Here is a 24,692-nt window from a genome sequence, read left to right on the forward strand (position 1 = left end):
GCATCAAGAGCCGACAATGGGTGTATAGTATCGTCGCCTATGTGCATGGCGACCGGCATCGCTCTCGCACGGAATGGATACGGTGGTGACCCCCGACAAGGCCCGGACCCCGCTTCTCGTTCAGAGGGCGACGCCGCCCGCGTGGCTCGTGTGGAGCGTCGTCGCAGCATTCCTCGTCACGCTCATCGGGGGAGCCTTCTTACTCAAGGCAGAATCCGAGCAAGAGCGCGCCTCCGTAGTGCGAGAGCTCCAGACCACGGCTGCGTACAAGGTGTCGGAACTCCTCCAGTGGCTCGACATGCACAGGCAGGCGCTGACCGTTCTAGGGAGCGCGAAGCCCTTCACGTCCGCCGTCGCCGCGATCACATCAGGCAGCGCAACGGCGGCAGACGAGGCTCTCGTGAAAGACCACCTGGCGTCGTTCAAAGTCCGATACGGGTGCACCGACGCCCGGATCACCGATGCTGAGGGTCGTCCGATCCTTGCACCGTATGCCGTAGACGCCCATGTGGCGCCGTCGCTTCGGGATGCGATCGAGCGCGCCGTGGCTTCGCGGGAAGTGGCGTTCTCGACCATCCATCGCTCCTCGCCTGATGAGCCGCCGCACGTCGATTTCGTGGTACCCCTCCCCGAGTATTCGGCCGGACGACCAACGGCGCTCCTCGTTGCGAGCGTACGCGCAGACGACTTCCTGTATCCGCTGATCGGCACGTGGCCGACCGCATCCGAAAGCGCAGAGACCCTGCTTCTCGAGCGCGACGGTGACGCGGCACAGATACTCACACCGCTCCGTCACGCGAGCAATCCGCCGCTTTCTAAGTCGATCGACCGCGCGTCCGGGTCTGTGGAGGCCCTCGCTGCATGGGGGGCGAGCGGGATCCTTGAAGGACGCGACTACCGCGGCGTCCGGGTCATCGCCTTCGCGGAGAAGCTGGAAGGCACGCCGTGGGTGCTCCTCGCAAAGGTAGACCGGGCGGAGGCGCTGGCCGCCTGGCGGTCCGAGGAGGCCGCCATGCTCCTCGTCATCGCCCTGCTCGAGATCACGATAGTGGGCAGCAGCGTGGGACTGTGGTCCCGGTGGCTGGCAGCGAGGCGGAGAGTCGACGCGCAGCGGCTCGCGACGGTGCTGGAGACTCTGCGATCCAGGCCCAGCTCGACCCACGATCTGCTGGTGCGCCTCCTCCGCGCAGTCATGGACAGAACGGGAAGCCCGGCCGGTGCGGTGTACCGGTACGACGCGGAGCGCGACCGTATGCGCCCCGAGGTCCGGCTGAGCGACAGCATCGTCCAGCCCGGACCGCCGGATGTGCGCTCGATCGACTGGATCCCCACCGCAGAGATCGGCGCCTGGGCAGAACCGCTCGCGTCAGGTGAGCCGCTCATCATCAATAGGGACGCGGACCGGGCGCTTGAAGCGCGCGGTCACCCTCGGCACCACCTTCCGCTTTCCACCTTCCTCGCGGTGCCGGTCGTTGTGGACGGAACGCCGGTCGCAGTGGCCGGGCTTGCCAACAGGGCTTCCGGTTACGACGAGCAGGACGCGGTCGAGCTCGCTCTGGTGTTCGAGGCCGCCTGGCACGAGGTCGAGCGGCTTCGTGCGCTCGAGGAGCTGGAGGCGCTCAACGCCGAGCTCGAGCAGCGCGTCCAAGAGCGCACCGAAGAGCTTGAGACCGCCAACGAGGAACTGCAGGCGCAGGCAGAGGAGCTCGCCGCGTCGAACGAGGAGATCGCTGCCGCCAACGAGGAGCTGCTCGCCCAGACCGAGCAGCTCAACGCTGCAAACCGCGAGCTGGAAGCGCAGGCAGAGCAGCTCGAAGAGCAGGCGCGGGAACTCGAGCAGCGCACCCGCGAGCTCGCCGAATCGAATGAGGCCAAGACCCGCTTCTTGCGCACGATGAGCCACGAGCTTCGCACCCCGCTCAACTCCATCATCGGATTCACGGAACTGCTGCTCCAGGGCCTTGCCGGCCCGCTCAACGACGAGCAGCGCAAGCAGCTCTCGATGGTGAACGCATCGGGCCACCACCTGCTCACGCTCGTGAACGACCTGCTGGACCTTTCGCGTATCGAGGCCGGCGCGGTCGTCTTCTCACGCGAGCCCATCGACGTCGCCGAGCTCGTGCGCGACGTGACAGAGACGATTCGGCCAGCAGCTGAAACGAAGGGCCTCGCCCTCGCCTGCGAGGTCCCCGATCCCGTGCCGCCGCTCACTTCAGACAAGACCCGGGTCCGGCAGATCCTGCTCAACCTGCTCACGAACGCCGTCAAGTTCACCGACACCGGCTCTGTGTCCGTGATCGTCTCCCGCGACGGCCACCGGACCGTCTCGTTCACCGTGAAGGACACCGGCCCCGGCATCCCGAAGGAGCGCCTCGGCGACATCTTCCAGGACTTCGTGCGCCTGCAGGACGGCGGCGCGCGCGAAGGGACCGGCCTGGGTCTCGCGATAGCCAAGCAGCTCGCGTGCGCCCTCGGAGGGTCCCTTACCGTCAAGAGCACCGTGGGCAAGGGCTCCGCGTTCACGCTCACGCTGCCCCAGGAGTGAGGCGGCCCTGACGGGCCGCCCCTCGTTGCCTACCGGACGCTCGGCTTGAACCGCTTCAGCATGAGCGAGCTCGTCACCACGCTGACGCTCGAGAGCGCCATCGCAGCGCCTGCGATCTCGGGCCGCAGCAGACCCAGTGCCGCTACCGGAATGCCGAGCGTGTTGTACCCCAGCGCCCAGACGAAGTTCTGCCGGATCTTCCGCATCGTCGCCTTGGAAAGCTCGAAGGCTGACACCACGTCGCGCAGGTCGTTTCGGACCAGCACCACATCGCCCGCTTCGAGCGCGACGTCAGTTCCGGCCCCCATCGCGATGCCCACGTCCGCTTGCGCCAGAGCGGGGGTGTCGTTGATGCCGTCCCCGACCATCGCCACCACGCGGCCTTCGTCCTGCAGCCTGGCGACCTCGCTCGCCTTGCGCTCCGGCATGACCTCGGCGAGCACACGCTTCGGGTCGATGCCTGCCTGCTCGGCGATCGCGCGGGCAGTGCGAGCGTTGTCACCGGTGATCATGTAGACCTCGCGGCCTGAGCTTTCGAGCAACCGGACGACCTCGCGGCTCTCCGGCTTGATGGTGTCCGCGACAGCGATCAGCCCTGCCAGGCGTCCGTCGACCGCCACGAGAAGGACGGTCTCGCCGCTGTCCTCGAACGCCTCCACGCTCGCCTCAGCCCGCGAAAGGTCGATGCCCTCCTCTGCGAGCAGCTTCCGCGTGCCGCACACGACGCGCACGCCCTCCACGGAGCCAGCCACCCCCCGCCCTGGGACAGCCTCGAACGAGTCCGGCTTGTCGAGAGCAAGCCCACGCGAGCGCGCTCGTTCCACCACCGCATCGGCCAAGGGGTGTTCGGAGGCGCGCTCCAATGACGCAGCGAGCCGAAGCAGCTCGTCGTCGCTGATGCCGAATGCGAGCGTCCGGGTGACCTGCGGCTTGCCGAGCGTGAGAGTGCCCGTCTTGTCGAAGACGACCGCGTCCACCTTCTCCAAGCGCTCGAGCGCCTCGGCGGTCTTGAACAGCACCCCGAGCTCGGCGCCCTTCCCGGTGCCGACCATGATGGCGGTCGGTGTCGCCAGCCCCAAGGCGCACGGGCACGCGATGACGACGACCGCTGTGCCCGCAAGGAGCGCCTTGACGAACGGCGTGACCTCCGCGTACAGGCCGGGGTCCGCGAAGCGCGGCACGATCAGCAGCCACACCAGGAAGGTCATCGCCGCGGCAGCGAGCACCGCAGGCACGAAGATCGCGGAGATGCGGTCGGCGAACCGCTGCACGGGCGCTTTCGAGCCTTGCGCCTGCTCCACGAGGCGCACGATCTGCGCAAGCATCGTGTCACGACCGACCTTGGTGGCACGCATCGTGAACGACCCCAGCTTGTTCACCGTGGCGCCGATCACCGCGTCCCCGGGGTTCTTCTCGACGGGGATCGATTCGCCAGTGAGCATCGACTCGTCCACTGACGAACGCCCCTCCACGACCACGCCGTCCACCGGGACCTTCTCGCCCGGCCGCACCACGATGAGGTCGCCGGGGACGACCTGCTCGATCGGCAGGTCGACTTCCGCGCCGTCTCGCACGACCCTTGCGGTCTTGGCCTGAAGACCCATCAGTTTGCGGATGGCATTGCCCGTCCGGCCCTTCGCCCGCGCTTCGAGGAGCTTCCCGAGCAGCACGAAGGTGATGAGCAGCGCTGCGGTCTCGAAGAACACTGGCTCGTTCTCGAGCGCTGGCACGAACGTCGCAGCCGTCGAGTAGAGGTAGGCCGCGCTCGTGCCGATAGCGATGAGCGTGTCCATGTTGCCGGTCCGCTGCTTGAGCGCGTGCCAGAAGCCGCGGTAGAACTGCCGGCCGGCGATGAGCTGGACCGGGGTCGCGAGGACGAAGCCCAGGTACTTGGCCACCATCATGGGGTCCCACATGCCGCCGAATACGCGTTCGAGCAGCGCGGCCAGCGCTCTGGGGACGGTCTCCATGAACGGCGGCACCATGGAGATCAAGAACAGCGGCACCGAGAGCGCTGCCGAGAACACCAACAACCGCTGCTGGCGGCGCTCGTGCTCTCGCTGGGCCGCGCGCTGGACGTCTTCTGCTTCGGATACCGCCCCTGGCGCCGAGGACGCCTCTTCCAAGGGCGCGGCGCCGTACCCGGCCCGCTCCACCGCCTCGACGATCTCGCGCACGGCCACGACGGCCGGGTCGAACGACGCGGTCATCTTCTCGCTCGCCAGGTTGACGTTCACGGCCTCGACGCCCGGCAGTCTGCTCACCGTCTTCTCTATCACGGCAGCGCACGCGGCACAGGTCATCCCGGTGAGGGCGAATGCGGCCTCCTCAGCCACCTGCTCCTTTTCGCTCGTCGCATCAGATCTCGGCTCTTCCACCGGTTCCTCCATTCACAGGTGGGCTCTCGCCCACTGATCTCACTGAACCACTATCTTCCCGAACACCATGCGCATCCCGCAGTTGAACCCGATCTCGCCCGGCTCCAACGCTGGAAGCGTGATGGTCACGGGCCCCTCGGTCAGGTCGCGAGCGATACCGAGATCCGGTATCTCGACCACCGAAAGACAGCCCGTGGACTGCGTGAAGGTGATCTCGGCCGGCACGCCGCGCTTGAGCACCACGATGTCGGGCACGTAGCGTCCCGACGAGGTGTCGATGGTGATGCGCTGCACTCCGGCGTCTATCGTGGCCGTGCCGGTCACCGACGGCCCGCTCGCGCCGCCTCCGCAGCACGCGCACGAGTACGACGAGCCGGCTGGCGAGCCGGCCGCGTCCGCCGTCACGGACGTCCGGCCGCCGTTGCCGCCGCGCGACGCAGCTCCGCCCGTCGGAACCGCACGGATCTCGCCGCTCATCATGCCCATCCCGCACGTGAGGGTGTACGTCCCTTCGGGCAGCGCGGGGAGGTCGACCGTCGTGGTGCTGAAGGCGGCGAGGTCCACCAGCACCCCGGCCTGCGGCACTGCGAGCTGGGCCGAGCATGCGTTGTCCTCTCGCCGGTCGACGACGAGCCGCACCGGCCTGCCTGCAGGCACCTCGATGGTCTGGGGCTTGAACTGCACGTTCTCGATCACCAGCGACACTTCGGCCACACCGTCGGCTGCGACTGCGTAGGTGCTGCTCGACGAGCTCGGTCCGGTCACCGCGCTCGCGATTCGCGAGAACGACACCGGCGAGCCGATCAGATTGAGCCCTCGGTCCAGCATCACGAGCCCGAGCACCGCGACCAGCACGGCGGCGAACGCCATCATCCTGCGCTTGAACTGCGCGGAGAGCAGCCCTGATGCCGCTCCGAAGCCGAGCATCAGGGGCATCGTTCCCAGTCCGAAGCCGAGCATCGCAAGCGCGCCGCCCGCCGCCGAGCCCGCACCTGCGGCCGCGATCTGCGCCGAGAGCAGCGGACCGCACGGCATGAGCCCCGTCATCAGCCCGAACACCGCCGGCGTGGCCAGGCTCGTCTCGGTCCCACCGCTCCTGCTGGTGCGACGGAGCCGGCCGAGCGCGTTCATGAGCGGTCTGGGCATGCGCGGCACGAGCCGGGTCAACGCCGGGAACTTGCCCGTCATCTGGAGACCGAGCAACACCATGATGATCCCGGCCGCGACGGTGACCCACCCGCGGAAGCGGCCGAGCCCCAACAGCCCTCCGATGGAGCCCATCAGAAGGCCGACCAGGACGTAGCTGGTCAAGCGTGCAGATTGGTACACGACGTGAGGTACGAGGCGTCCCACGCCGCTCGCGCCGTCGGCGCCCCGCACAGCATAGGTGAGCACGAGCGGACCGCACATCGCCACGCAGTGCACGCTCGTGGCGAGTCCGATGCCCACCATGGGCCAGAACAGATTCATGCTTCCTCCTCTGGAAAGAGACAGGCCGTATTCCCGCACTCACGAAGCGCGGCACGCAGAGGAGGAGCTATCAGATCACAAGACGACAGAAGCGCGGATCCGGAGGTGGAGATGGCGGCGCGTCGGTGCGCTGCGCGAAGGGCACGGCGCGCTCGAGCGCAGCAAGAGCATGCGGCGCCGCGCAGGTCGCGACCGACCATCGGGGGCCGTCGACGCGTGCGTTCGACACCGACACCGCCGGCTGCTCGTGCCGCATGACGCTCTCGTCGCACGATGGCCCTCCGGCGCGGTCGTCGGCACCCTGGCCGCACGCGCTCTTGAATCGGCTGCTCGCCCGCTCAGACGGCGCTGACGGATGCGAGCACGCGGGCCCGTTGCACTCCGGCATCGTGCATATCGGGACGACGACGGAAACGAGCAGCGCCGCTAAGACGAGCACTGCTGCCGCATGCGAGCGTGTTCGGTGACCAGGCATCACGACGTGGAATCCGCAAACTGCGTGCCAACCTGCACGCTCTCCGTGCGGACCTGCGTCACGCGATTGCGCTCGTCGACGAACACCACTTTCGGCGACCAAACGCGCGCCTCTGCGTCGTCCAGCATCACGAAGTTCGCGATGATCACGGTGTCTCCCGCTTCGACCAGATGTGCCGCTGCACCGTTGACGCACACGACGCCCGAACCGCGCGGCCCCGCGATCGTGTAGGTGCGCAGACGAGCGCCGTTCGTGACGTCCCAGATCTCCACTGCCTCGCCGACCAGCATCCCGGCAGCCTCGAGCAGGCCTTCGTCCACGGTGATGCTGCCCTCGTACTGCACGTTCGCTTCCGTGACTGTGACGCGATGGATCTTTCCTCCGAGCATCGTTCGAAGCATGCTCTGCTCCCTTCCTGGTGCCCGCCGCGGCGCGGTCGAGCCCTGGCCTGTGGTGTGCAGAGGAAGAATACCTGAGCCGCTCGCACGCTGCAGCCGAACGCCCGGAGGACTACACTAGCGAACGGGAGCGACCGCTTCATTGCGAGGCGGGCCCCGCTGGGTCCGACAACCAGGAAGGGAGGACGGGATGCGGGTCTCAGGCAAGACGATCGCGGTCACGGGCGGAGGCAACGGCATCGGGCGCGAGTTGGTGCTGCAGCTCTTGGACCGGGGAGCCCGCGTGGCCGCGCTCGACATCAGCGCGGAGGCGCTTCAGGAGACCGTCCGGCTCGCAGGCTCCCGGGCAGAGCGGCTCTCCACCCACGTCGTGAACGTCACCGATAGGGCGGCCATCGAAGCATTGCCGGACGCGATCATCGCAGCACACGGCCAGATCGACGGGATCATCAACTGCGCAGGCATCATCCAGCCGTTCGTGAAGCTCAACGACTTGGACTACGGCGCCATCGAGCGCGTCATGAACGTCAACTTCTGGGGCGTCATGTACATGACCAAGACATTCCTGCCCCATCTGCTCAAGCGGCCCGCAGCGCACATCGTCAACGTCTCGAGCATGGGAGGCTTCCTGCCTGTGCCCGGGCAGACGGTCTACGGCGCGTCGAAAGCGGCGGTGAAGCTGCTGACCGAGGGGCTGCACTCGGAGCTGACCGCCACCACCGTCTCGGTCACCGTCGTCTTCCCCGGGGCGATCGCCACCGACATCTCCAAGCACTCGGGAGTGGAGGCTCCTGCGAGCGCTGAGGCAAAGGCCCCGAAGATCAAGACCACCTCGCCGCAGGAGGCTGCCCGCACCATCCTCGACGGCATGGAGAACGACGCCTACCGCGTCTTGATCGGGAGCGATGCGAAGATGATGGACCGCCTATACCGCCTGATGCCGGAGCGCGCCGCGGCGATCATCTACAAGCAGATGCGCTCGCTGCTGGGGTAAGCACGCCAGAGCCCCGCGCCTGAACGAGCGCCACAGCACTCGGCATGCGCCCATGGATCATCGCGAGCGGTTCATCGCGGGGCATGGATCGGCCTGCCCGCGCAGCAGCCTCCCGCACATGACAGCACCGAACCAGGCCCCGCTGAGAGTCGCACCTTCTATCCGAGTCCCGCTGGCGTCTTACGGCACCAGCACGTTCGCGAACACGAGCCAGGCGAGCAGCGACTTCGCCGCGAGGCTCAAGAACACGTATGCGGACTCGCCGAACAGGTAGTCCTTCCACTTCCCGACCTGCTTGTACTGCAAGAACTGGTTGAGGGCGAAGCTGTTGAAGAACAAGAAGATCGAGACGAAGATCCAGTACACGAACGAGGGCGTCAGGTCGCTTGCACCCGGCCCCCACAGGTACACCGCGATCGCCATCCACGGGAAGATGCCCGCGATGCACCCGAAGATGAACGGCGTCCAGTCCGGCTTCCCGGGCTGCTCGTACTTCTCCATCAGCCAGCCGAAGAGGATCATCGACGCGTTCACACCCGCGATGGCCGTGAGTGCGGCGATGTCGGTGATGCCGGTGATCGATGCGATCAGCACGACCATGAGCGAGGAGCTGAAGGCGTACTCGATCCAGCGGTAGTAGTTGTGGCTCTTCTTCAAGCCATCGACGTACCCCCTGAATGCTGGCCCGGCGATGACGAAGTGGGCGAGCGCCGACATGAACAGGAAGAGCGCAACTGCATATCCGAGCTCGTACTCGAAGTAGAGCTTCGGCTGGCTGAACACGCCCGAGCCGGGCCGCGTGTCGAGCCACGACGCGGTGACCGCCACCTTGTACGAGCGAGTCATCACCACGATGGCCAGACCCTGGGCCAGGTGGAAGAAGCCCATGACGAGGTTGTAGAGCCTGAGCCGCTTGAACCGGGATTCTGTGTCGCTCATGGACGCTCCTTTGTCGTGTCAGGTGCGGCCGCACCTCGCGTTGGTGGGCGCCGCGCCTGCATCCAACGCGACCTTGCAGGCGCACGCTTCCATCTATTCCCGTTTCGGGCTTCACCGAGCGAATGGAAACCTCGGATTCGCCTCGCGACGCTTTCGGCGGAGGGGCGCACGCACGAGCATGATGCACCAATGGGGAACATACGACACGACCGGTGACCGCCGGACGCACGACCGCTTGATCGAAGGAGCCCCATGAAGCTGAAGCCGTCAGAGGTACTCGCGACCCCCGCAACGATCGCCATCGCGGCCGCAGTGGCCTGGGCCGGTTCCCAGGGCAGCGCGCGCATCGGCCAGATCCCCGTGTTCGCCGTGGCGGTCGCCCTGGCCTTCTTGGTGCAGATCGCGGCGTTCGTGCCCGCGTACCTCATGCAGACCGAGCGCTTCTACGACCTCGCTGGCAGCCTCACCTACATCGTGGTTACGGTCCTGACGGCGTTGCTCAGCAGGCCGCTCGACGCACGGTCGCTTCTGCTCGCCGCGCTCGTGATCGTGTGGGCTGGCCGTCTCGGGTTCTTCTTGTTCAGACGGGTGCTCAGGGCAGGCAAGGACAGCCGTTTCGAGGAAATCAAGACCTCGTTCGTGAAGTACCTCAACGCCTGGACCATCCAGGGGCTGTGGATCACCTTGACCGCCGGAGCCGCCCTGGCCGCTATCAGCTCGACGACGCGGTCCCCCTTGGATGCCTGGGCCGCTGTCGGACTTGCCGTATGGCTTGCCGGTTTCGTGATCGAAGCTGTCGCGGACACTCAGAAGAGCCGGTTCCGGGCCGACCCCGCGAACAAGGGCCGATTCATCCGCACCGGCCTGTGGTCGTGGTCACGCCACCCGAACTACTTCGGCGAGATCACACTGTGGACGGGCGTGGCGCTGATCGCCTTCCCCGCCCTGCGCGGATGGCAGCTCGCGACGCTCGTCTCCCCGCTGTTCGTCTTCCTGCTCATCACGCGCATAAGCGGCGTGCCGATCCTCGAACGCCAGGCCGACGAGCGCTGGGGCGGGCAAGACGACTACGAGGAGTACAAGACGCGCACCTCCGTGCTCATGCCGCTTCCTCCGCGGAAGCGCGGACGCACCCGGCCCGGCCGTGCAACCAGATAGCAACTCCTGATCGACAGCCTGCGCTTCGGCACGCAGAATGGGCTGCGCACCGCCACGATGGGCGAGACGCTCCGGGTTCGCCCTGGCTCGAACGTGCGCGTGTCCATCCGCTTCCACGTGCCGATGGAGAACACCAACGGTGACGCTCCGAAGGTCGATCACATCGACTTGATCAAGGGCCTCGTGGGCCCCAAGGCCCTCCCTGGCACTCCCGAGTACCAGAGCGAGGTCAACACGACGACGGCCGTCATCGCCCGCTTCTCGTCCCCCGACTGGGCCGGGCAGCCGAACAAGGGGACGTGGCACACGGTCTCGTACGTGCTGACGAACGTCGATCACGACTGCTACCTCCGCCTGAGAGGCACCAACCTCGGCCTCGACGTTCCGAACGAGACGGACGCTCAGGGCAACCCCTTGATCGACGACCTTGTCGGCACGAACGACGGAGCCAAGGCGTTCGCGGACCTGTGGTTCTATTCGAATCCCATCTTCATCGACGTCCAGTGACCTGAAGCACCGTTCTCACGACAGTGCGGGCCGCTCTGGCGGATGTGCCGGGCGGCCCGCTCTTTCCGGCAGGATCGCGCTCCACGCCGCGGACCGAACTCACAAGCGTGCACCGACCGGAGGCCTGCCGGATCAGAACTCCAGCGCCTCCAGCCGCTCGAAGATCACGCCTGCGCGCTTCAGGAACGCACGGGGATCGAAGATGGCGTCAAGCTGGTCTGGGCTGAGCACGCAGTCGGTGTCGGACTCGAGCATCTCACGGAAGCTCGGTCCGCTTCGCGCGTGCTGGATGTCGTCCCACACGCGCATCGCGTTGCGCTGCACGATAGCGTACGCATCCTCGCGCTTCATACCCGCGTCGACGAGCGCCAGCAGCACGCGTGAGGAGTAGATGAGCCCTCGCGTCTTCTCCAGGTTCGCGCGCATGTTGTCGGGATAGACGCGCAGTCCGTCCAAGATCCAGGCCAGCTTGTCGAGCAGGTAGTCGAGCGCGATGAACGAGTCGACCAGCACGACGCGCTCCGCGCTCGAGTGCGAGATGTCGCGCTCGTGCCACAGCGCCACGTTGTCGAAGCCGACCTGCGCGTTCGCCTTCACCACGCGCGCGAGCCCGCAGACGCGCTCGGCGGTGATGGGATTGCGCTTGTGCGGCATGGCCGAGGAGCCCTTCTGGCCCTCAGCGAACGGCTCTTCGACCTCGATCGTGTCGGTCTTCTGGAGCGCACGGACCTCGGTCGCGATGGCTTCGGCGGTGGCCGCGACTGTGGCGAGCACGGCGAGCACGTGCGCGTGCCTGTCCCGCGCGATCACCTGCGTCGAACACGGATCGGGAGCGAGCCCCAGCTTCTCGCACACGTACGACTCCACGAACGGGTCGATGTTGCTGTACGAGCCGACGGCACCAGAGATCGCGCCCCACGCACAGGAGTACTGGCGTGTGGCGATAAGCCTGCTCTCGGCGCGCTTGAGCATCCACGCCCAGCTCGCCCACTTCTGGCCGAACAGCATCGGCTCAGCATGGATGCCGTGGGTGCGCCCGACGCACACCGTGTCGCGGAACTCCAGCGCGCGGCGCTTGCAGATGCGCCCGAGGCGCCTGACGTCTTCGATGATGATGTCTTGGGCCTGCGTCATCTGGACGCACAGCGCGGTGTCGCCGAGATCCGACGAGGTCATGCCATAGTGCACCCAGCGGCTCGGTTTGGGATCTTCCGGGCCCAGGCCGGCGTCGATGTGCTCGGCCATGTTCGTGAGGAACGCGATGACGTCGTGGTTCGTGGTGCGCTCGATCTCCTCGATGCGCGCTACGTCGAACGCCGCCTTCTCGCGGATGACGGCGAGGTCGTGAGGGGGGACGATGCCGATCTCGGCAAGCGCCTCGCACGCCAGGATCTCGATGCGCTTCCAGATCTCGAACTTGTTCTCGAGCGACCAGATGCGGCCCATCTCGGGGCGCGTGTAGCGTTCGATCATCGTCGGCTCCTTCGTCGAGTCGGCGTGCAGCGCATGGCTCCGATGCGCATTATCGCCGACCGGGCCGCCGGGGTCACGCGAGAACGCCTCAGCGCGTGGTCGGTTTCTCGCCTTCGACGAAGCCGACGTCCCAGTGCTTGCCGTCGCAGAAGGCTTGTTGTGCGACGCTCCACACCGGCCGAGCACCGCCGTCTCGCTGCACGCGATGTCGGAGCGGTCGTCGGCCAAGAGCGGCGCAAGATCCTGGGCGTCGATCCTCCTGCGGTACACAAGCGGGCCGTTCTTCAGCGGCTCGATGGGTGGTCCCGTGTGCGCGTCAAAGGCCACGGTGCGCTCCTCCCTCCCGGCCGTCGAGCCCTTGGGAAACTGAGAGGCCCCGCGCCAGTATCGCAGAGCCGGCGCGGGGCCCCTGGGCTGTACCATGTTTTACTCGTCGCCGGGCTTCCAGACCTCCCACACGCGACCCACCAAGTCCGGACCGGGCTTGAGGACCTTCTTGCCGGGCTCCCACCCGGACGGGGTCACCTCGGCGCCTTTCGTTTCGCGCACGTGCTGGAATGCCTTTATCTGCCGGAGCGTCTCGTCCACCCTGCGGCCGACCGGTGGCGTCAGCACTTCCATTGCCTGCACGACACCGTCGGGGTCGATGATGAATCGGCCGCGGACGTTGACGCCCGCCTCGTCGTCGTACACGCCGTAGGCTTTCCCGAGATGGCCGGCGGCGTCCGCGATCATCGGGAACGGGATGCCGCCCTCGATCATCTTCGAGAGCTCTTGTTCGTCCCAGATCTTGTGCACGAACTGCGAGTCCACACTCACGGCCATGACCTCGACGCCGAGGGCCTGGAACTCGCCGTACTTGGCTGCGACCGCAGAGATCTCGGTCGGTCAGACGAACGTGAAGTCGCCGGGATAGAAGCACAAGACGACCCACTTGCCAAGGTAGTCCGAGAGCTTCACCTGCTTGAACGAACCCTTATGGTATGCAGGAGCCACGAAGTCTGGCGCATTCCGACCGACCATGATGCTGCTCACTGCCGCCTCCTGACGCTTCTCATCAGATGGTTGACCTTCCACGCTTTTCGGCTCCGCTCCAACGACTGATCCTGTAGGACGCGCACATCCCACGACATCGTCTGCCACAGCATCCTCCTTTCATCGAGCTCGAGCCGTCGCCGTGTGACGCAGGATGGATACGTGCAAGCGGGTATATACCCTGCACATCTCTTCAGGCCAACACGACGAACGGAGGCTCTATGCCGAGCATCAAGGGCACGAGAACCGAGCAGAACCTCTTGAAGGCGTTCGCCGGCGAAAGCCAGGCCCGCATGCGGTACACGTACTTCGCAAGCGTTGCCAAGAAGGAGGGCTTCGAGCAGATATCCGCGATCTTCACCGAGACCGCAGACAACGAGAAAGAGCACGCCAAGGTCTTCTTCAAGTACCTCGAGGGCGGCGACGTCGAGATCACGGCCTCCTACCCGGCCGGCGTCATCGGCACCACCGCCGAGAACCTGCTCGCTGCCGCCGAAGGCGAGCTCATGGAGTGGGGCACGCTCTACCCGGAGTTCGCACGCGTCGCCGAGGAGGAAGGATTCCCGGAGATCGCCGCCTCGTTCCGGGAGATCGCGAAGGTGGAGTCCTACCACGAGCGTCGATACCGGAAGCTCCTGGACAACGTCAACGGCTACACGGTGTTCAAGAAAGACGGCGTCGTGTACTGGAAGTGTCGCAACTGCGGCTACGTGTACGAAGGCGCCGAGGTCCCGCTGGAGTGCCCTGCCTGCAAGCACCCGCAGGCGTACTACGAGCTGTGGTGCGAGAACTACTGAGCAGAGAAGATCGCGCTGACGAAGGAAGCGCCCCGGCCAGGCCGGGGCGCTTCGCGTTGCGCCGCACCGCAGCAGAGGCTCAGGACGCACCTTTCACGTGGTCAGTGACGTCGTGAGCGATCAAAAGGACGCCGTATACATCGCCGTCCTCGCACTTGAGGGGGGTGAGCGAGACGTCCATGAGCCGGCTTCCCCGCTGCTCGGAGGTCGTGTGCGTGTAGCGCGCGGCTTCGCACGTCTGTGCCACCTGTTCGATCCACGCCTGGAGCGGTTCCATCACCTCGGCGGGATACGCGAGGTCCCGCCAGTGGCTGCCGATGACTTGGACGGGGTCGTCGCCGAGGAACGCGGCCGCCGCGTTGTTCACGTACAGGTAGCGGCCATCCGGTGTGAAGACGAACACGAGGTCAGGAACGTCAGCGAGGATCTCGGAGATCGCGTCTATCGGGCTGTAGTCGCGCATGTGCGCCCTCCGAACTGTCGCGGGTCTCGCTCGTGAGTCGTTCACACATGATAACACCCAGTCATCATGCGAGCGCTTCTTCTCTCGGACTGTGGTTGCGCGGGCTCCCCCCGTCTCGCTGTCGAGCGCGGCCCTGTTCTTCATCGCCTCCGGCGAAACCGAGGCCGTCTCCTAGAAGCGCCGAGGGCTCAGAGCATCCCTAAGCGATCAAGCAGCCCGGATGTCCACGCACGCACCGCGGCCTCGTCGCGGAAGTCGCCGTCCGGCGCTTTGAGCGCTTTGAGCACGAGCCGCTCGGGGAGCGTGAAGCGCTTCATCTGGCTCCAGCCGGCAAACAGCCCGATCTCGACGGGCGACAGGCCGATCTGCTGGATGAGGGCGTCAGTGTACCCGCGCACCTCGGCAGCGTTCTTCTCCGATTCGGCCATCTTCAGACCGACGGTGAAGAAGGCCACGGGCATCGTGCGCAGGGCCTCGGCGTTCCGCACGACCCACCGCCTGGCCTGCTTGTGCCAGGCGCCGGCGCGTACCCCGCTGCCGACGATCGCCGCGTCGTAGCCTGCGCACGCTGGATCATCGTCGGCTGGACGGACGTCTGCCGTCACGCCGTTCGCTTCCAGCTCCTCGGCGATCCATCTCGCCACGTCCTCCGTACAGCCTGAGCCGGTCGCGTACACCACGAGACAGCGCTTCTGTTCGCCCATGTCGCACCTTCCTCATCGAGACGCACGCTTCTGCGCCGGTCGGCAACCTTGAGGAGCGTAGGAGCTTTCGCCCTTCGCGCCTGCGGAAGCTGCCGCCTCCCTTACCGGTGGATGAGCCGGCCGATCGGGGGCACCAGACACGACGGCAATGATGCCGAACGCCACGAGAGGCGCAACCTCCAGGATGCCTTCGGTGCGCCGGGCGCTGATGAGTATCGCGCAGATGGCCTGGGCCATGGTGGAGCCCTTCGTCGAGAGCACCGGCACGAGCAGGTAGCCTGCCGGGCTACGCCGCCACAGCAACGCTGCGGCGACGAGAGCCAGCGGCACGATAATCGCTAAGTCGAGCGCCTTTCGTGCCGGCGGCACCCGCCTGCCGGAGCGGGCGTCACGGCGTACGCTTCAGGTGGTATGCGCAGATACCCCGCCCGTCGCTTTCGCGGGCACGGCGGGCGACGATATGATGTGCTCATGGACGCAGCCTCCATCAGTGGGCGCCTCCGGCGCGCCGACCCGCTCCTTGTCGACGCGACGGTCGCGACCGCCCTAACCGTGTCGGTGTGGCTCGTCATCGCGTTCTTCTCGCACGCGCGCCCACAGCACCTGCCTCCGGTGCCGAACTTCGCGTTGAGCCCCGAACAAGCCCGGCCGCCCGCTTTCGTGGCCTACGCGCTCGCGGCGCTCACGTTCATGCCGCTCGCCGCCCGCCGCACGGTTCCGTGGCTCGCGCTCGTGCTCAGCACCGGTGGTGCACTCGCCTACCAGCTCACCCGCGGCCTTGCGCCCGCACCGGTCACGTTCGGACCGATGCTCGCCATGTATTCATACGCCGCCTACACCTCCCGGCGCCGCGGAAGCCTGATCGCGCTGCTCGTCGCAGGAACACTGTTGGCGGTCGTCGCCTTCGCGTTCTCATCGAGCGTCCGCTGGGTGGCAGAGGCGGCCGGGACGTTCGTGATGCTCGCGGCAGCGGCGCTGCTCGGTGAGGCCGAACGCAACCGGCGCAAGTACATCGCAGAGGTCGAGCGGCGCGCTGAGCTCGCCGAGCGGACCCGCGAGGAGGAAGCGCTGCGCCGGGTCGATGAGGAGCGCGTGCGGATTGCTCGCGAGATTCACGACGCGGTCGCGCACTCGCTGTCGATTATCGCCGTGCAGGCGAGCGCGGCCTCAGCGATGCTCGACAAAGATCCGGCCAGGGCGCGTGAGTCAATCGACCACGTTCGAAGCGCGAGCAAGCAAGCGCTCTCGGAGCTCCGCTCCACGCTCGGGGTGCTGCGGACGGGAGAGCCGAACGCGCCGCTCGAGCCCGCCCAAGGCCTCGCCGCCCTCGATCACCTGGTTGAGCGCGTGCGCGCAGCCGGCCTGGCGGTGGACCTCCGGGTGGCCGGAGACACGGTGCGCGTCCCCGCGTTCGCGTCGGTCTCCGCGTACCGCATCGCACAGGAGTCGCTCACCAACGTCGTACGGCACGCTCACGCGAGCGCAGCGGCTGTGACAGTGATGGTCACACCCAATGAGGTCACGGTTGAGGTGGTCGACGGCGGCACCGGAGCCGCCGCTCCGTTCGAACCCGGGCACGGCATCCGCGGTATGCGGGAGCGGGCCGAGGCGCTCGGTGGCGTGTTCGAGGCGGGACCCCGTATCGACGGCGGGTTCCGGGTCTTCGCGTCCATCCCGTTCGTCAGGAGCGAGTGATGGCCATCCGGGTCCTCATCGTCGACGACCAGGCGCTCGTGCGCGCAGGCTTCCGGGTGCTGCTCGAGTCGTACGAAGACATCGAGGTCGTCGGGGAAGCCGAGGACGGCGAACGCGCGGTCGAGCTCGCCTCCGATCTGGCCCCCGACGTCGTGCTCATGGACATCCGGATGCCCGTCATGGACGGCCTCGAGGCAGCCCATCACATCCTCGCAAGCGCGCAGCCGCACCCGTCGCGCGTGCTGATGCTCACCACCTTCGATGCGGACGAGTACGTGTACGAAGCCATACGGGCCGGCGCAAGCGGGTTCATCCTGAAAGACATCGAGCCCGAGCAGCTCGCGCACGCTGTGCGCGTGATCGCCTCAGGCGACGCGCTGCTGTCGCCTGGTGTCACGCGGCGGCTCATCCGCGAGTTCGCTTCGCGCCCTGAGGTCAGACGTGCGCGGCCGGAGGAGCTCGACGCCTTGACCGAACGCGAGCGCGAGATCCTGGCCCTGGTGGCGCAAGGGCTCTCGAACGATGAGATCGCGGGCCGACTTCACATCAGCCCCGCCACCGCCAAGACGCACGTGTCGCGCATCATGACGAAGCTCGATGCGCACGACCGTGCACAACTGGTCGTGATCGCGTACGAGTGCGGCCTCGTCGTGCCTGCGTCGCACGAAGACTGAGTACTCCCGCAGGAGTATCTGCAATCGCTCCTCACGGCGGATGACGGCGCCGCGCGACCGCCCTACGCTTCTTCGTGGGACACCAAGCACACGGGAGGTGCGGCATGGCGCTTTCGAAGAGGCTGCGACGCCACAAGGGATGGATCGCGCTCAGCGCGCTCCTCGTGGTCGGAGCCGGTGCGTACTTGGCATATGCCAGCTCACGTCCCAAAGCCGATACCGTCTCGTACACCACCGCGACCGCGACGAAAGGCACGCTGTCGGTGACGGTCTCGGGAACCGGCAACCTCGAGGTCGACGGCGCGGTGGAGGTGTACCCGGCGACGTCGGGCACCGTGGCCTCTGTGGCCGTCGAGCACGGCGACAAGGTGACGACCGGAACGGTGCTCTTCCGCCTGGACGCCAGCACCGCGAAAGCCGCCACGGCCAAGGCGCTCGCGTCGCTCAGACAAGCCGAGCAGCAGGTCGCGCAGGCCTCGCTGCAGGTCACGCAGGCCGGCAACGAACTCGCTGCGCTCGAGGATAGAAGCGAGCTGCCTTCCTCGACGGTCACGTCGGAGGACGTCGCACTCGCCGAAGCCAAGCTCGCAGCCGCCAAAGCGCAGCTCGCGGCGGCCAAGGCGTCGCGTTCCACCGCCGCGATCGAGTACGACAACGCCCGGGCCGCCGAGGGGAAGCTCCTCGTGAAGGCGCCGTGCTCGGGCATCGTGTGGGAGCTGAACGTCTCGGCAGGCGACGCGGTCTCGCAGTCGACCGGCGGCGGCTCGGCGGCGGCGTCCTCAGGCTTCGCCTCCTCCGGGCAGTCCGCAACCGCCGGCGCCTCCTCCTCAGAGTCTGGCGCTCCCGTCGTCATCGCTCCGAGCCAGCCCCTCGCGGTGCACCTCCTCGTGAGCGAGGCCGACGTGCCGTCGCTCCGGATCGGGCAGCGCGCCCAGATCGCCTTCGATGCGTTGCCGGAGGTGACAGCAACCGGCAAGGTCTACAAGATCGCGGATACGGGCAGTTCGACGTCCGGGGTGGTCACCTTCGATGTGTGGGTCTCGCTTGACATCGCCGACCCGCGCTTGAGAGAAGGCATGTCGGCCACGGCGAAGATCGTGACCGACATCGCCCGTAACGCGCTCTTGGTGCCGAACGCCGCCGTGAAGAGCGCGCCTGACGGTGCGTCGTACGTCCTCGTCCTGCGCGCCGGGTCGCACGAGCCCGAGCAGGTGACCGTAACCACCGGCCTTGCGAATGACAGCTACACGCAGATCCTGTCGGGGCTGAACGTGGGAGACGCCATCGTGACGCAGACGATCGACAGCAGCACGTCGAACTCGAGCGCCACCCAGAACCGTTCGGGCGGCTTCATGATGCCCGGCATGGGCGGAGGCAGTCCGCGTGACTGATCCGCTCATCGACGCCCGTGACCTCGTCAAGGTCTACGACAGCTCGGGAGCCGAGACGGTTGCGTTGCGCGGTGTGAGCTTTCGCGTCGCATCCGGGGAGTTCGTGGCCGTGATGGGGCCCTCGGGATCCGGCAAGTCCACCCTCATGCACATCTTGGGCTGCCTCGACGTCCCCACCTCGGGCAGCTACCGGCTCGCCGGCACCGACGTCTTGACGCTCGACGACTACGAGCTCGCCGAGGTCAGGAGAAAGCAGATCGGGTTCGTGTTCCAGTCATTCAACCTGCTTGCCCGCGCAAGCGTCCTGCGCAACGTCATGCTGCCGATGATCTACACGCGTGTGCCGCGCGACGAGCGCGAGGACCGCGCAGCAGCGGCGCTCCGCTGCGTGGGGCTCGACGACGAGTCCTTGTGGACCCACACGTCGAACCAGCTCTCTGGCGGCCAGATGCAGCGCGTCGCGATCGCCCGGGCGCTGGTGAACGACCCCCTGCTGCTGCTCGCCGACGAGCCCACCGGCAACCTCGACACTGCTTCCGGGGACGCGGTGATGGCGCTGTTCGCTGAGCTCAACAGGCAAGGCAGGACCGTCGTGCTCATCACGCACGAACCGGACATCGCCGCCAAGACCCGCCGCATCGTGCGGATGCTCGACGGCAGGATCGTGGAGGACGCCGCCTCGGACGCCGCGAACGTGCGCCGATACGAGGATGCGATTCCAGGAGGTGCGTCGAAATGAGTCTTACGGACCTCATCGCCGAAACGTTGCACGCAATCGCCGCCAACAAGGTCCGCAGCGCGCTCACCGTCCTCGGCATCGTCGTCGGCATCGCGTCTGTCATCGGCATGCTCTCGATCGGCAGGGGCAGCCAGGCGTCCATCACCGCGAGCATCAGCTCGGTAGGCGCCGACCTGCTCACCGTCATGCCGGCGGCAGGCGGCGGCTTCGCCCCCGGCGCCCGCATGTCCGCGAGCTCCGTCAAGTCACTCACGATCGAGGACGCCGAAGCGATCGCGTCGCTCGCGCCCGTCCGCATCGTCGCGCCGGTGGCGCAGAGCCAGGGGCAAGTCATCGCGGGCAAGACCAACGCGAACGCCACGCTCATCGGTACGACGCCGGCGTACGCGGAGGCGCAGAACCTCGTCGTGGCCTCGGGGTCGTTCCTCGCCGAGCAGAACGAGCGACGCGCATCGCAGGTGGCCGTCCTCGGCTCGACGCTCGCCACCGACCTGTTCGGCGAGGGCGTGGACCCGGTGGGCCGCACGATACGCAGCGGCTCGATGATCCTCACGATCATCGGGGTGCTCGAGGAGAAGGGCGCCTCCGGGTTCTCGAACGTGGACTCCTCGATGATCGTCCCATTCTCGACGCTGCAGCGTTACGTCACGAGCGACGAGCACGTTGGCTCGATCATCGTGCGTGCCACCAGCCAGGGAGATGTGGACGCCGCCAAAGCAGCAATCGAAGCGCTCCTGCTCTCGCGCCACGGCATCACCGATTCGAGCGCTGCAGACTTCCGCATCATGTCGATGCAGGACATCTTGCAGACGGCCTCCAGCGTCACCGGGATCATGACCGCGCTGCTCGCCGCTATCGCCGGCATATCCCTCGTGGTCGGCGGCGTCGGCATCATGAACATGATGCTGACGACTGTGACGGAGCGGACGCGCGAGATCGGCCTTCGGAAGGCCCTCGGCGCGGACAGTGGAGCGATCTCCGCGCAGTTCCTTGCCGAGTCGATCGCGCTGACGTTCGCTGGGGGCGTCATCGGGATCCTCGCAGGCTGGGGCATCGGCGCAATCGCCGGCCGCTTCCTCGGGATCACCGCGATCGTCACGGTCGACGCAGTGTTGCTCGCGGCAGGCGTGTGCGCCTTCATCGGCGTCGCGTTCGGCTACTACCCCGCACGACGGGCAGCGCGACTGAGCCCGATCGAAGCCTTGCGTTACCAGTGATGCCACGACCGGAAGGAGCGCACCTGATGCCCGCCAAGAAGCTCGCCGCCGTGATTGCCCTCGTTCTCGTCCTCAGCGCAGGAGCCGGATTCGCAGCCGCTTGGGTCCTCAAGCCGTCCTCTGCGGAGTCCCAAGCCCGGTCGGACGGGCCGATGGCCCAGCTCACCGACGAAGAGCGCGCGAAGCTGCGAACGATGACGGACGAAGAGCGTCAGCAGTTCTTCGAGCAGAAGTTCGGCAGCACCATGCCTGCGCTCGGAACGGACGGGGCCTTCCGCGGCCCGCGCGGCGGAACGACCGAGGGGACCGTGATCGAGACCGACGGCGGCTCGATCACACTCAAGACGACAGCAGGCGGCTCGCAGACCTTGTACACCGACAGCACGACCGTCGTCGCGTACCAGAAGGGCGCCCAGACGCTCCAAGCCGGGTCGCACGTGATGGTGCTCGCGCAGCCGGACTCCTCGGGCGATGTCGCTACCGCCAAGCTCGTCGTCGTGCTCGCGAAGTAGCCGCCGATGCCCGGCGAGCGGCCCGGCAAAGGCCCGCTTCGGGCTCGCTCTCGACCCTCACCGGTGGATGAGCCGGCCGAGCGGGGGCACCTCGACCTCGATGGCGCCCTCGGGGCACATCTCCTGGCAGCAGTAGCACCGGATACACCTGGAGTAGTCATGGCGCGGCGGGCGCTTGGCCGAAGCGCCCCCGGGCGTCGCCCAGTCCACCGCCTTCGGGTCGACCGGGCACACCGAGACGCAGGTCCCGCACGCCGTGCAGCGCTCGGGCCGAATCACGGGGCGAGGCACCGCAAAGCGTCGGATGAGCTTGACCGGCCCCTTGTCCGAGCCGGTCGTCTTGGCGGGGCTGCGGTTGACCTTGAAGTCAGCGAGCACGAACGCCTCGAGCGCGTCCCCGACGATCTCGACGTCGCTCGCCGTGCCGAGCCCGAACTCCTCGCCGTACCGGACAGTGCCGACGAGCCCGGGGTCGAGCGCAGCGATGCGCGCGAGCGTCGCATCGAGCGCCACGGGGTCTTCGGAGGCGATGATCGCGCCGACCTGGCGCGGGTCGCCTGAGCGCGGGCCGTTGCCCTCCATCGCGACGACGGCGTCGCAGACGAACAGCCGAGGCGCGATCGCGCGGTTGAGATCGACGAGCATCTGGCAGAACCGGTCGACGTCGGGCATCCGCGCGTGCCACTCCCCCTTGCGCATCCCCACCACACATCCGAACTGGTTCTTCACCGCGCCGGTGATGCGCGTGAGCCCGTGGGTCTTGAACTTCGGCAGCGACACGACGCCGTCTGCATCGAGCACGCCGTTGGCGAGGAAGAACTGCTTGATGAAGCGGCCGTCCTTGAATGAGACCTGCCGCCCGTCGGAGAAGTCGGCGAGCTCGATCCCGAGGCGTTCCGCGACCTCCGCGATCCCCGCCTTCTTCGCGGCTCCCGCTGTCGAGCCGAACCCGGGAGAGTCGCCATAACTCAGTGTCGCGCCCGCATCCTTGAGCGCCCGGGTCACCGCCGCGAACACGGCCGGATGGGTGGTCACCGCATCTGACGGAGCCGCGCCGACGAGCAGGTTCGGCTTGAGCAGGATGCGCTCCCCGCTTCGCACGAAGCTTCCAGCACCGCCGAGCAGCGCAAGAGCCCTGTCGACGGCCTCTTGCACCTCGGCTTCGTCGTACGACCCGCAGCGAACGAGCGCGACGCGCGACGTCATCTCGACTCCCATCCATCGCAGGGTGCGTGCTACCCAATCGTAACGCAGCACGCTCGGGGCAGGTGCTAGAATCGGCTTCCCGACCCCCGCCCGAAGGAGACCCGTGCCAGCGATCGTCGAGGCCGTCCGCGCGCACCTGTTTCGAAAGGACCTCATCGCACGCAACGTGATCGCGGGCATCATCGTGGGAATCGTCGCGATACCGCTCGCGATGGCCTTTGCGATAGCAAGCGGCGCCCGGCCCGAGCAGGGGCTGTACACCGCCGTGTTCGCGGGCATTGCAGTCACGCTGTTCGGCGGGAGCCGCGTGCAGATCGCTGGCCCCACGGGAGCGTTCGTCGTGCTGCTCGCTGGCGTGTCCGCTCGCTACGGAACCGCCGGCCTGGCGATCTCGGCCATCATCGCTGGCCTGCTGCTGATCCTGTTCGGCACTGCGCGATTGGGCGGCGTCATCCGCTACGTCCCTGAGTCCGTGATCATGGGCTTCACTGCAGGCATCGCCGTGGTGATCTTCGTCGGCCAGTGGTCGAACTTCTTCGGCCTGCCTGCACCGGCAGGCGACCGCTTCCTCGAGAAGCTCGCCTTCTTGGCGGCGCACCTTTCGCAGCTCGACCCTGCAACGACGCTGCTCGGCCTCGCGTCCCTCGCGGTCGTGGTGCTCTGGCCGCGCACACCGAAGCTCAATGTGATTCCAAGCCCCCTGGTGGCGCTCGTGGGTGCGACCGTCTTCGTGGCGATCGCTCGGCCCGAGAGCGTCGCGACGATCGGTAGCGCGTTCGGCGGCATCCCGCGCGGCCTGCCCTCTGTGACCTTGCCGAAGCTGAGCCTCGCTGAAGTCACGGAGCTCATCCGGCCGGCTTTCGCCATCGCGCTTCTCGGCGCTATCGAATCGCTGCTCTCGGCGACCGTGGCCGATGGCATGGCCCACACGAGGCACGACCCCAACCAGGAGCTCATCGGCCAGGGCATCGGCAACGTCCTGGCTGGCCTCGTCGGCGGGATCCCAGCGACAGGCGCGCTCGCGAGAACCGCTACCAGCGTGAGACATGGCGGAAACAGCCCGCTCGCGGGGATGGTGCACGCTGCGACCGTAGCGATGGTGTTGCTCGTCTTGGCTCCGCTGGCTTCGTGGGTCCCGCTGTCCGCTCTGGCCGCCATCCTCTTCGTCGTCGCCTACAACATGAGCGACTTGGGCCGCGTCGTTCGCGTCGCTCGCACGGCGCCGGCCTCCGATGCCGGCGTGATGCTCATAACGCTCGTCCTTGCCGTCTTCACGGACCTCGTGACCGCCGTCGAAGTCGGCGTGGTGCTCGCGCTCCTCAACTTCTTCCGGCGCATGACGCAGGCGGTCGACGTGAGCGCGGTGGAGGCGGCGCTTGCCTGCGAGATCCCTGGGCAGCTGGACGTCCCCGAGGACGTGATCGTGTACACGATCGACGGCCCGTTCTTCTTCGGCGCCATCGAGCAGTTCGAGGCGGCCTTGCTGCACACCAACACCGAGCCTCGCGGCGTCATCATCAGCATGACGAACGTCCCGTTCGTCGACCTCACGGCGCTGGTGGCGCTGAAGGAGGCGCTCACGAGGCTCCAGAAGCACCACGTGCGCATCGCCATCGCAGAGGCCTCGCCGGCCGTGGCCGAACGCATCGAGCGCGCAGGCGTGCTCGCCGGGATCGAGCTTCCCGCAACGGCGTCGCTTACGGAGGCACTGGCGTACGTCGCCGGCGATGGCCCTCGTGCCGGCACGCCCGCTTCCAACCGCGCGTAGCGTCGCGCTGGCTGCGCCCCCTCCCCAACTCGCGAGCACCGCTTCCTGAACCGTCCGCCTGAACCCACGGCAACACCGGGGCTTGCATCCGTATGGTCTGGTACTATACTGACTAGTCAGTCTTGTTGCGCTCATGGACGGCTAGGAAGGAGTT

21 protein-coding genes are annotated in these 24,692 nt (G+C 67.1%); 12 read left to right on the forward strand and 9 right to left on the reverse strand.

Annotated elements, in window-relative coordinates:
- The first annotated feature begins 85 nt into the window (after positions 1–85).
- Entirely contained in the window at positions 86–2,545 is a 2,460-nt protein-coding gene (locus MX659_RS00255; protein ID WP_267191486.1) for an ATP-binding protein, read from the forward strand.
- A gap of 29 nt (positions 2,546–2,574) precedes the next feature.
- Here the strand turns inward: MX659_RS00255 and MX659_RS00260 are convergent, their stop codons facing one another.
- From MX659_RS00260 to panD, 3 genes are all read right to left on the reverse strand, one after another.
- Positions 2,575–4,923 (reverse strand): heavy metal translocating P-type ATPase, encoded by a 2,349-nt coding sequence (locus tag MX659_RS00260; RefSeq protein ID WP_267191487.1) that lies wholly within the window; start codon positions 4,921–4,923, stop codon positions 2,575–2,577.
- A 39-nt stretch (positions 4,924–4,962) separates the two neighbouring features.
- A complete protein-coding gene (locus tag MX659_RS00265) occupies positions 4,963–6,393 on the reverse strand; it encodes an urease accessory protein UreH domain-containing protein (RefSeq protein ID WP_267191488.1) in 1,431 nt (476 codons plus the stop codon).
- A 474-nt stretch (positions 6,394–6,867) separates the two neighbouring features.
- The gene (gene panD, locus MX659_RS00270; protein WP_267191489.1) at positions 6,868–7,269 is read right to left on the reverse strand and encodes an aspartate 1-decarboxylase; all 402 of its coding nucleotides are present in this window, start codon (positions 7,267–7,269) and stop codon (positions 6,868–6,870) included.
- Positions 7,270–7,456: 187 nt separating this feature from the next.
- Between panD and MX659_RS00275 the strand changes: the two genes are divergently transcribed.
- Positions 7,457–8,260 carry an SDR family NAD(P)-dependent oxidoreductase gene (locus tag MX659_RS00275; protein ID WP_267191490.1) on the forward strand — a complete coding sequence of 268 codons (804 nt, stop codon included), beginning with the start codon at positions 7,457–7,459 and terminating at the stop codon, positions 8,258–8,260.
- 180 nt (positions 8,261–8,440) lie between these two features.
- On the opposite strand, the gene heR is transcribed toward MX659_RS00275, so the two are convergent.
- Positions 8,441–9,199: a heliorhodopsin HeR gene (gene heR, locus MX659_RS00280; protein ID WP_267191491.1), complete on the reverse strand. Its 759-nt coding sequence runs from the start codon at positions 9,197–9,199 to the stop codon at positions 8,441–8,443.
- A 252-nt stretch (positions 9,200–9,451) separates the two neighbouring features.
- Here heR and MX659_RS00285 point away from each other — a divergent pair, with 252 nt between their 5' ends.
- Together MX659_RS00285 and MX659_RS00290 are read left to right on the forward strand one after the other, a co-directional pair.
- Positions 9,452–10,357 (forward strand): DUF1295 domain-containing protein, encoded by a 906-nt coding sequence (locus MX659_RS00285; protein ID WP_267191492.1) that lies wholly within the window; start codon positions 9,452–9,454, stop codon positions 10,355–10,357.
- A 57-nt stretch (positions 10,358–10,414) separates the two neighbouring features.
- Positions 10,415–10,864 (forward strand): hypothetical protein, encoded by a 450-nt coding sequence (locus tag MX659_RS00290; protein WP_267191493.1) that lies wholly within the window; start codon positions 10,415–10,417, stop codon positions 10,862–10,864.
- Positions 10,865–10,996: 132 nt separating this feature from the next.
- On the opposite strand, the gene purB is transcribed toward MX659_RS00290, so the two are convergent.
- Entirely contained in the window at positions 10,997–12,337 is a 1,341-nt protein-coding gene (gene purB, locus MX659_RS00295) for an adenylosuccinate lyase (protein ID WP_267192477.1), read from the reverse strand.
- Positions 12,338–12,763: 426 nt separating this feature from the next.
- On the reverse strand, positions 12,764–13,480 hold the full coding sequence (gene prxU / locus MX659_RS00300) for a thioredoxin-dependent peroxiredoxin (RefSeq protein WP_267191494.1): 717 nt from the start codon (positions 13,478–13,480) through the stop codon (positions 12,764–12,766).
- Positions 13,481–13,593: 113 nt separating this feature from the next.
- Between prxU and rbr the strand changes: the two genes are divergently transcribed.
- Positions 13,594–14,169: a rubrerythrin gene (gene rbr, locus MX659_RS00305; RefSeq protein ID WP_267191495.1), complete on the forward strand. Its 576-nt coding sequence runs from the start codon at positions 13,594–13,596 to the stop codon at positions 14,167–14,169.
- A 79-nt stretch (positions 14,170–14,248) separates the two neighbouring features.
- Here rbr and MX659_RS00310 read toward each other — a convergent pair whose 3' ends face one another.
- Together MX659_RS00310 and MX659_RS00315 are read right to left on the reverse strand one after the other, a co-directional pair.
- Positions 14,249–14,632 carry a PAS domain-containing protein gene (locus MX659_RS00310; protein WP_267191496.1) on the reverse strand — a complete coding sequence of 128 codons (384 nt, stop codon included), beginning with the start codon at positions 14,630–14,632 and terminating at the stop codon, positions 14,249–14,251.
- A gap of 188 nt (positions 14,633–14,820) precedes the next feature.
- Complete coding sequence (locus MX659_RS00315; protein ID WP_267191497.1) at positions 14,821–15,336, reverse strand: flavodoxin domain-containing protein; 516 nt, start codon at positions 15,334–15,336, stop codon at positions 14,821–14,823.
- Between the two features lie 471 nt (positions 15,337–15,807).
- Between MX659_RS00315 and MX659_RS00320 the strand changes: the two genes are divergently transcribed.
- The 6 genes from MX659_RS00320 to MX659_RS00345 all read left to right on the forward strand — a co-directional run bounded on the left by MX659_RS00320 (position 15,808) and on the right by MX659_RS00345 (position 21,564).
- Positions 15,808–17,031: a sensor histidine kinase gene (locus MX659_RS00320; RefSeq protein ID WP_267191498.1), complete on the forward strand. Its 1,224-nt coding sequence runs from the start codon at positions 15,808–15,810 to the stop codon at positions 17,029–17,031.
- Positions 17,031–17,705 (forward strand): response regulator, encoded by a 675-nt coding sequence (locus MX659_RS00325; protein WP_267191499.1) that lies wholly within the window; start codon positions 17,031–17,033, stop codon positions 17,703–17,705. The genes MX659_RS00320 and MX659_RS00325 overlap by 1 nt, the downstream gene beginning before the upstream one ends.
- A 104-nt stretch (positions 17,706–17,809) precedes the next feature.
- Positions 17,810–19,096, forward strand: a complete 1,287-nt coding sequence (locus tag MX659_RS00330) for an efflux RND transporter periplasmic adaptor subunit (RefSeq protein ID WP_267191500.1) — start codon at positions 17,810–17,812, stop codon at positions 19,094–19,096.
- Positions 19,089–19,835 carry an ABC transporter ATP-binding protein gene (locus tag MX659_RS00335; RefSeq protein ID WP_267191501.1) on the forward strand — a complete coding sequence of 249 codons (747 nt, stop codon included), beginning with the start codon at positions 19,089–19,091 and terminating at the stop codon, positions 19,833–19,835. The genes MX659_RS00330 and MX659_RS00335 overlap by 8 nt, the downstream gene beginning before the upstream one ends.
- Positions 19,832–21,052 carry an ABC transporter permease gene (locus MX659_RS00340; protein ID WP_267191502.1) on the forward strand — a complete coding sequence of 407 codons (1,221 nt, stop codon included), beginning with the start codon at positions 19,832–19,834 and terminating at the stop codon, positions 21,050–21,052. Before MX659_RS00335 ends, MX659_RS00340 begins: the two co-directional genes overlap by 4 nt.
- A gap of 26 nt (positions 21,053–21,078) precedes the next feature.
- Positions 21,079–21,564 carry a hypothetical protein gene (locus MX659_RS00345; RefSeq protein WP_267191503.1) on the forward strand — a complete coding sequence of 162 codons (486 nt, stop codon included), beginning with the start codon at positions 21,079–21,081 and terminating at the stop codon, positions 21,562–21,564.
- Positions 21,565–21,621: 57 nt separating this feature from the next.
- Here the strand turns inward: MX659_RS00345 and MX659_RS00350 are convergent, their stop codons facing one another.
- Positions 21,622–22,770 carry a DUF362 domain-containing protein gene (locus MX659_RS00350; RefSeq protein WP_267191504.1) on the reverse strand — a complete coding sequence of 383 codons (1,149 nt, stop codon included), beginning with the start codon at positions 22,768–22,770 and terminating at the stop codon, positions 21,622–21,624.
- A 154-nt stretch (positions 22,771–22,924) separates the two neighbouring features.
- Here MX659_RS00350 and MX659_RS00355 point away from each other — a divergent pair, with 154 nt between their 5' ends.
- Entirely contained in the window at positions 22,925–24,538 is a 1,614-nt protein-coding gene (locus tag MX659_RS00355) for a SulP family inorganic anion transporter (RefSeq protein ID WP_456154000.1), read from the forward strand.
- The last annotated feature ends 154 nt before the right edge of the window (positions 24,539–24,692 follow it).

It is taken from the genome of Parvivirga hydrogeniphila, assembly GCF_023371205.1.
Lineage (GTDB): Bacteria > Actinomycetota > Coriobacteriia > Anaerosomatales > Anaerosomataceae > Parvivirga > Parvivirga hydrogeniphila.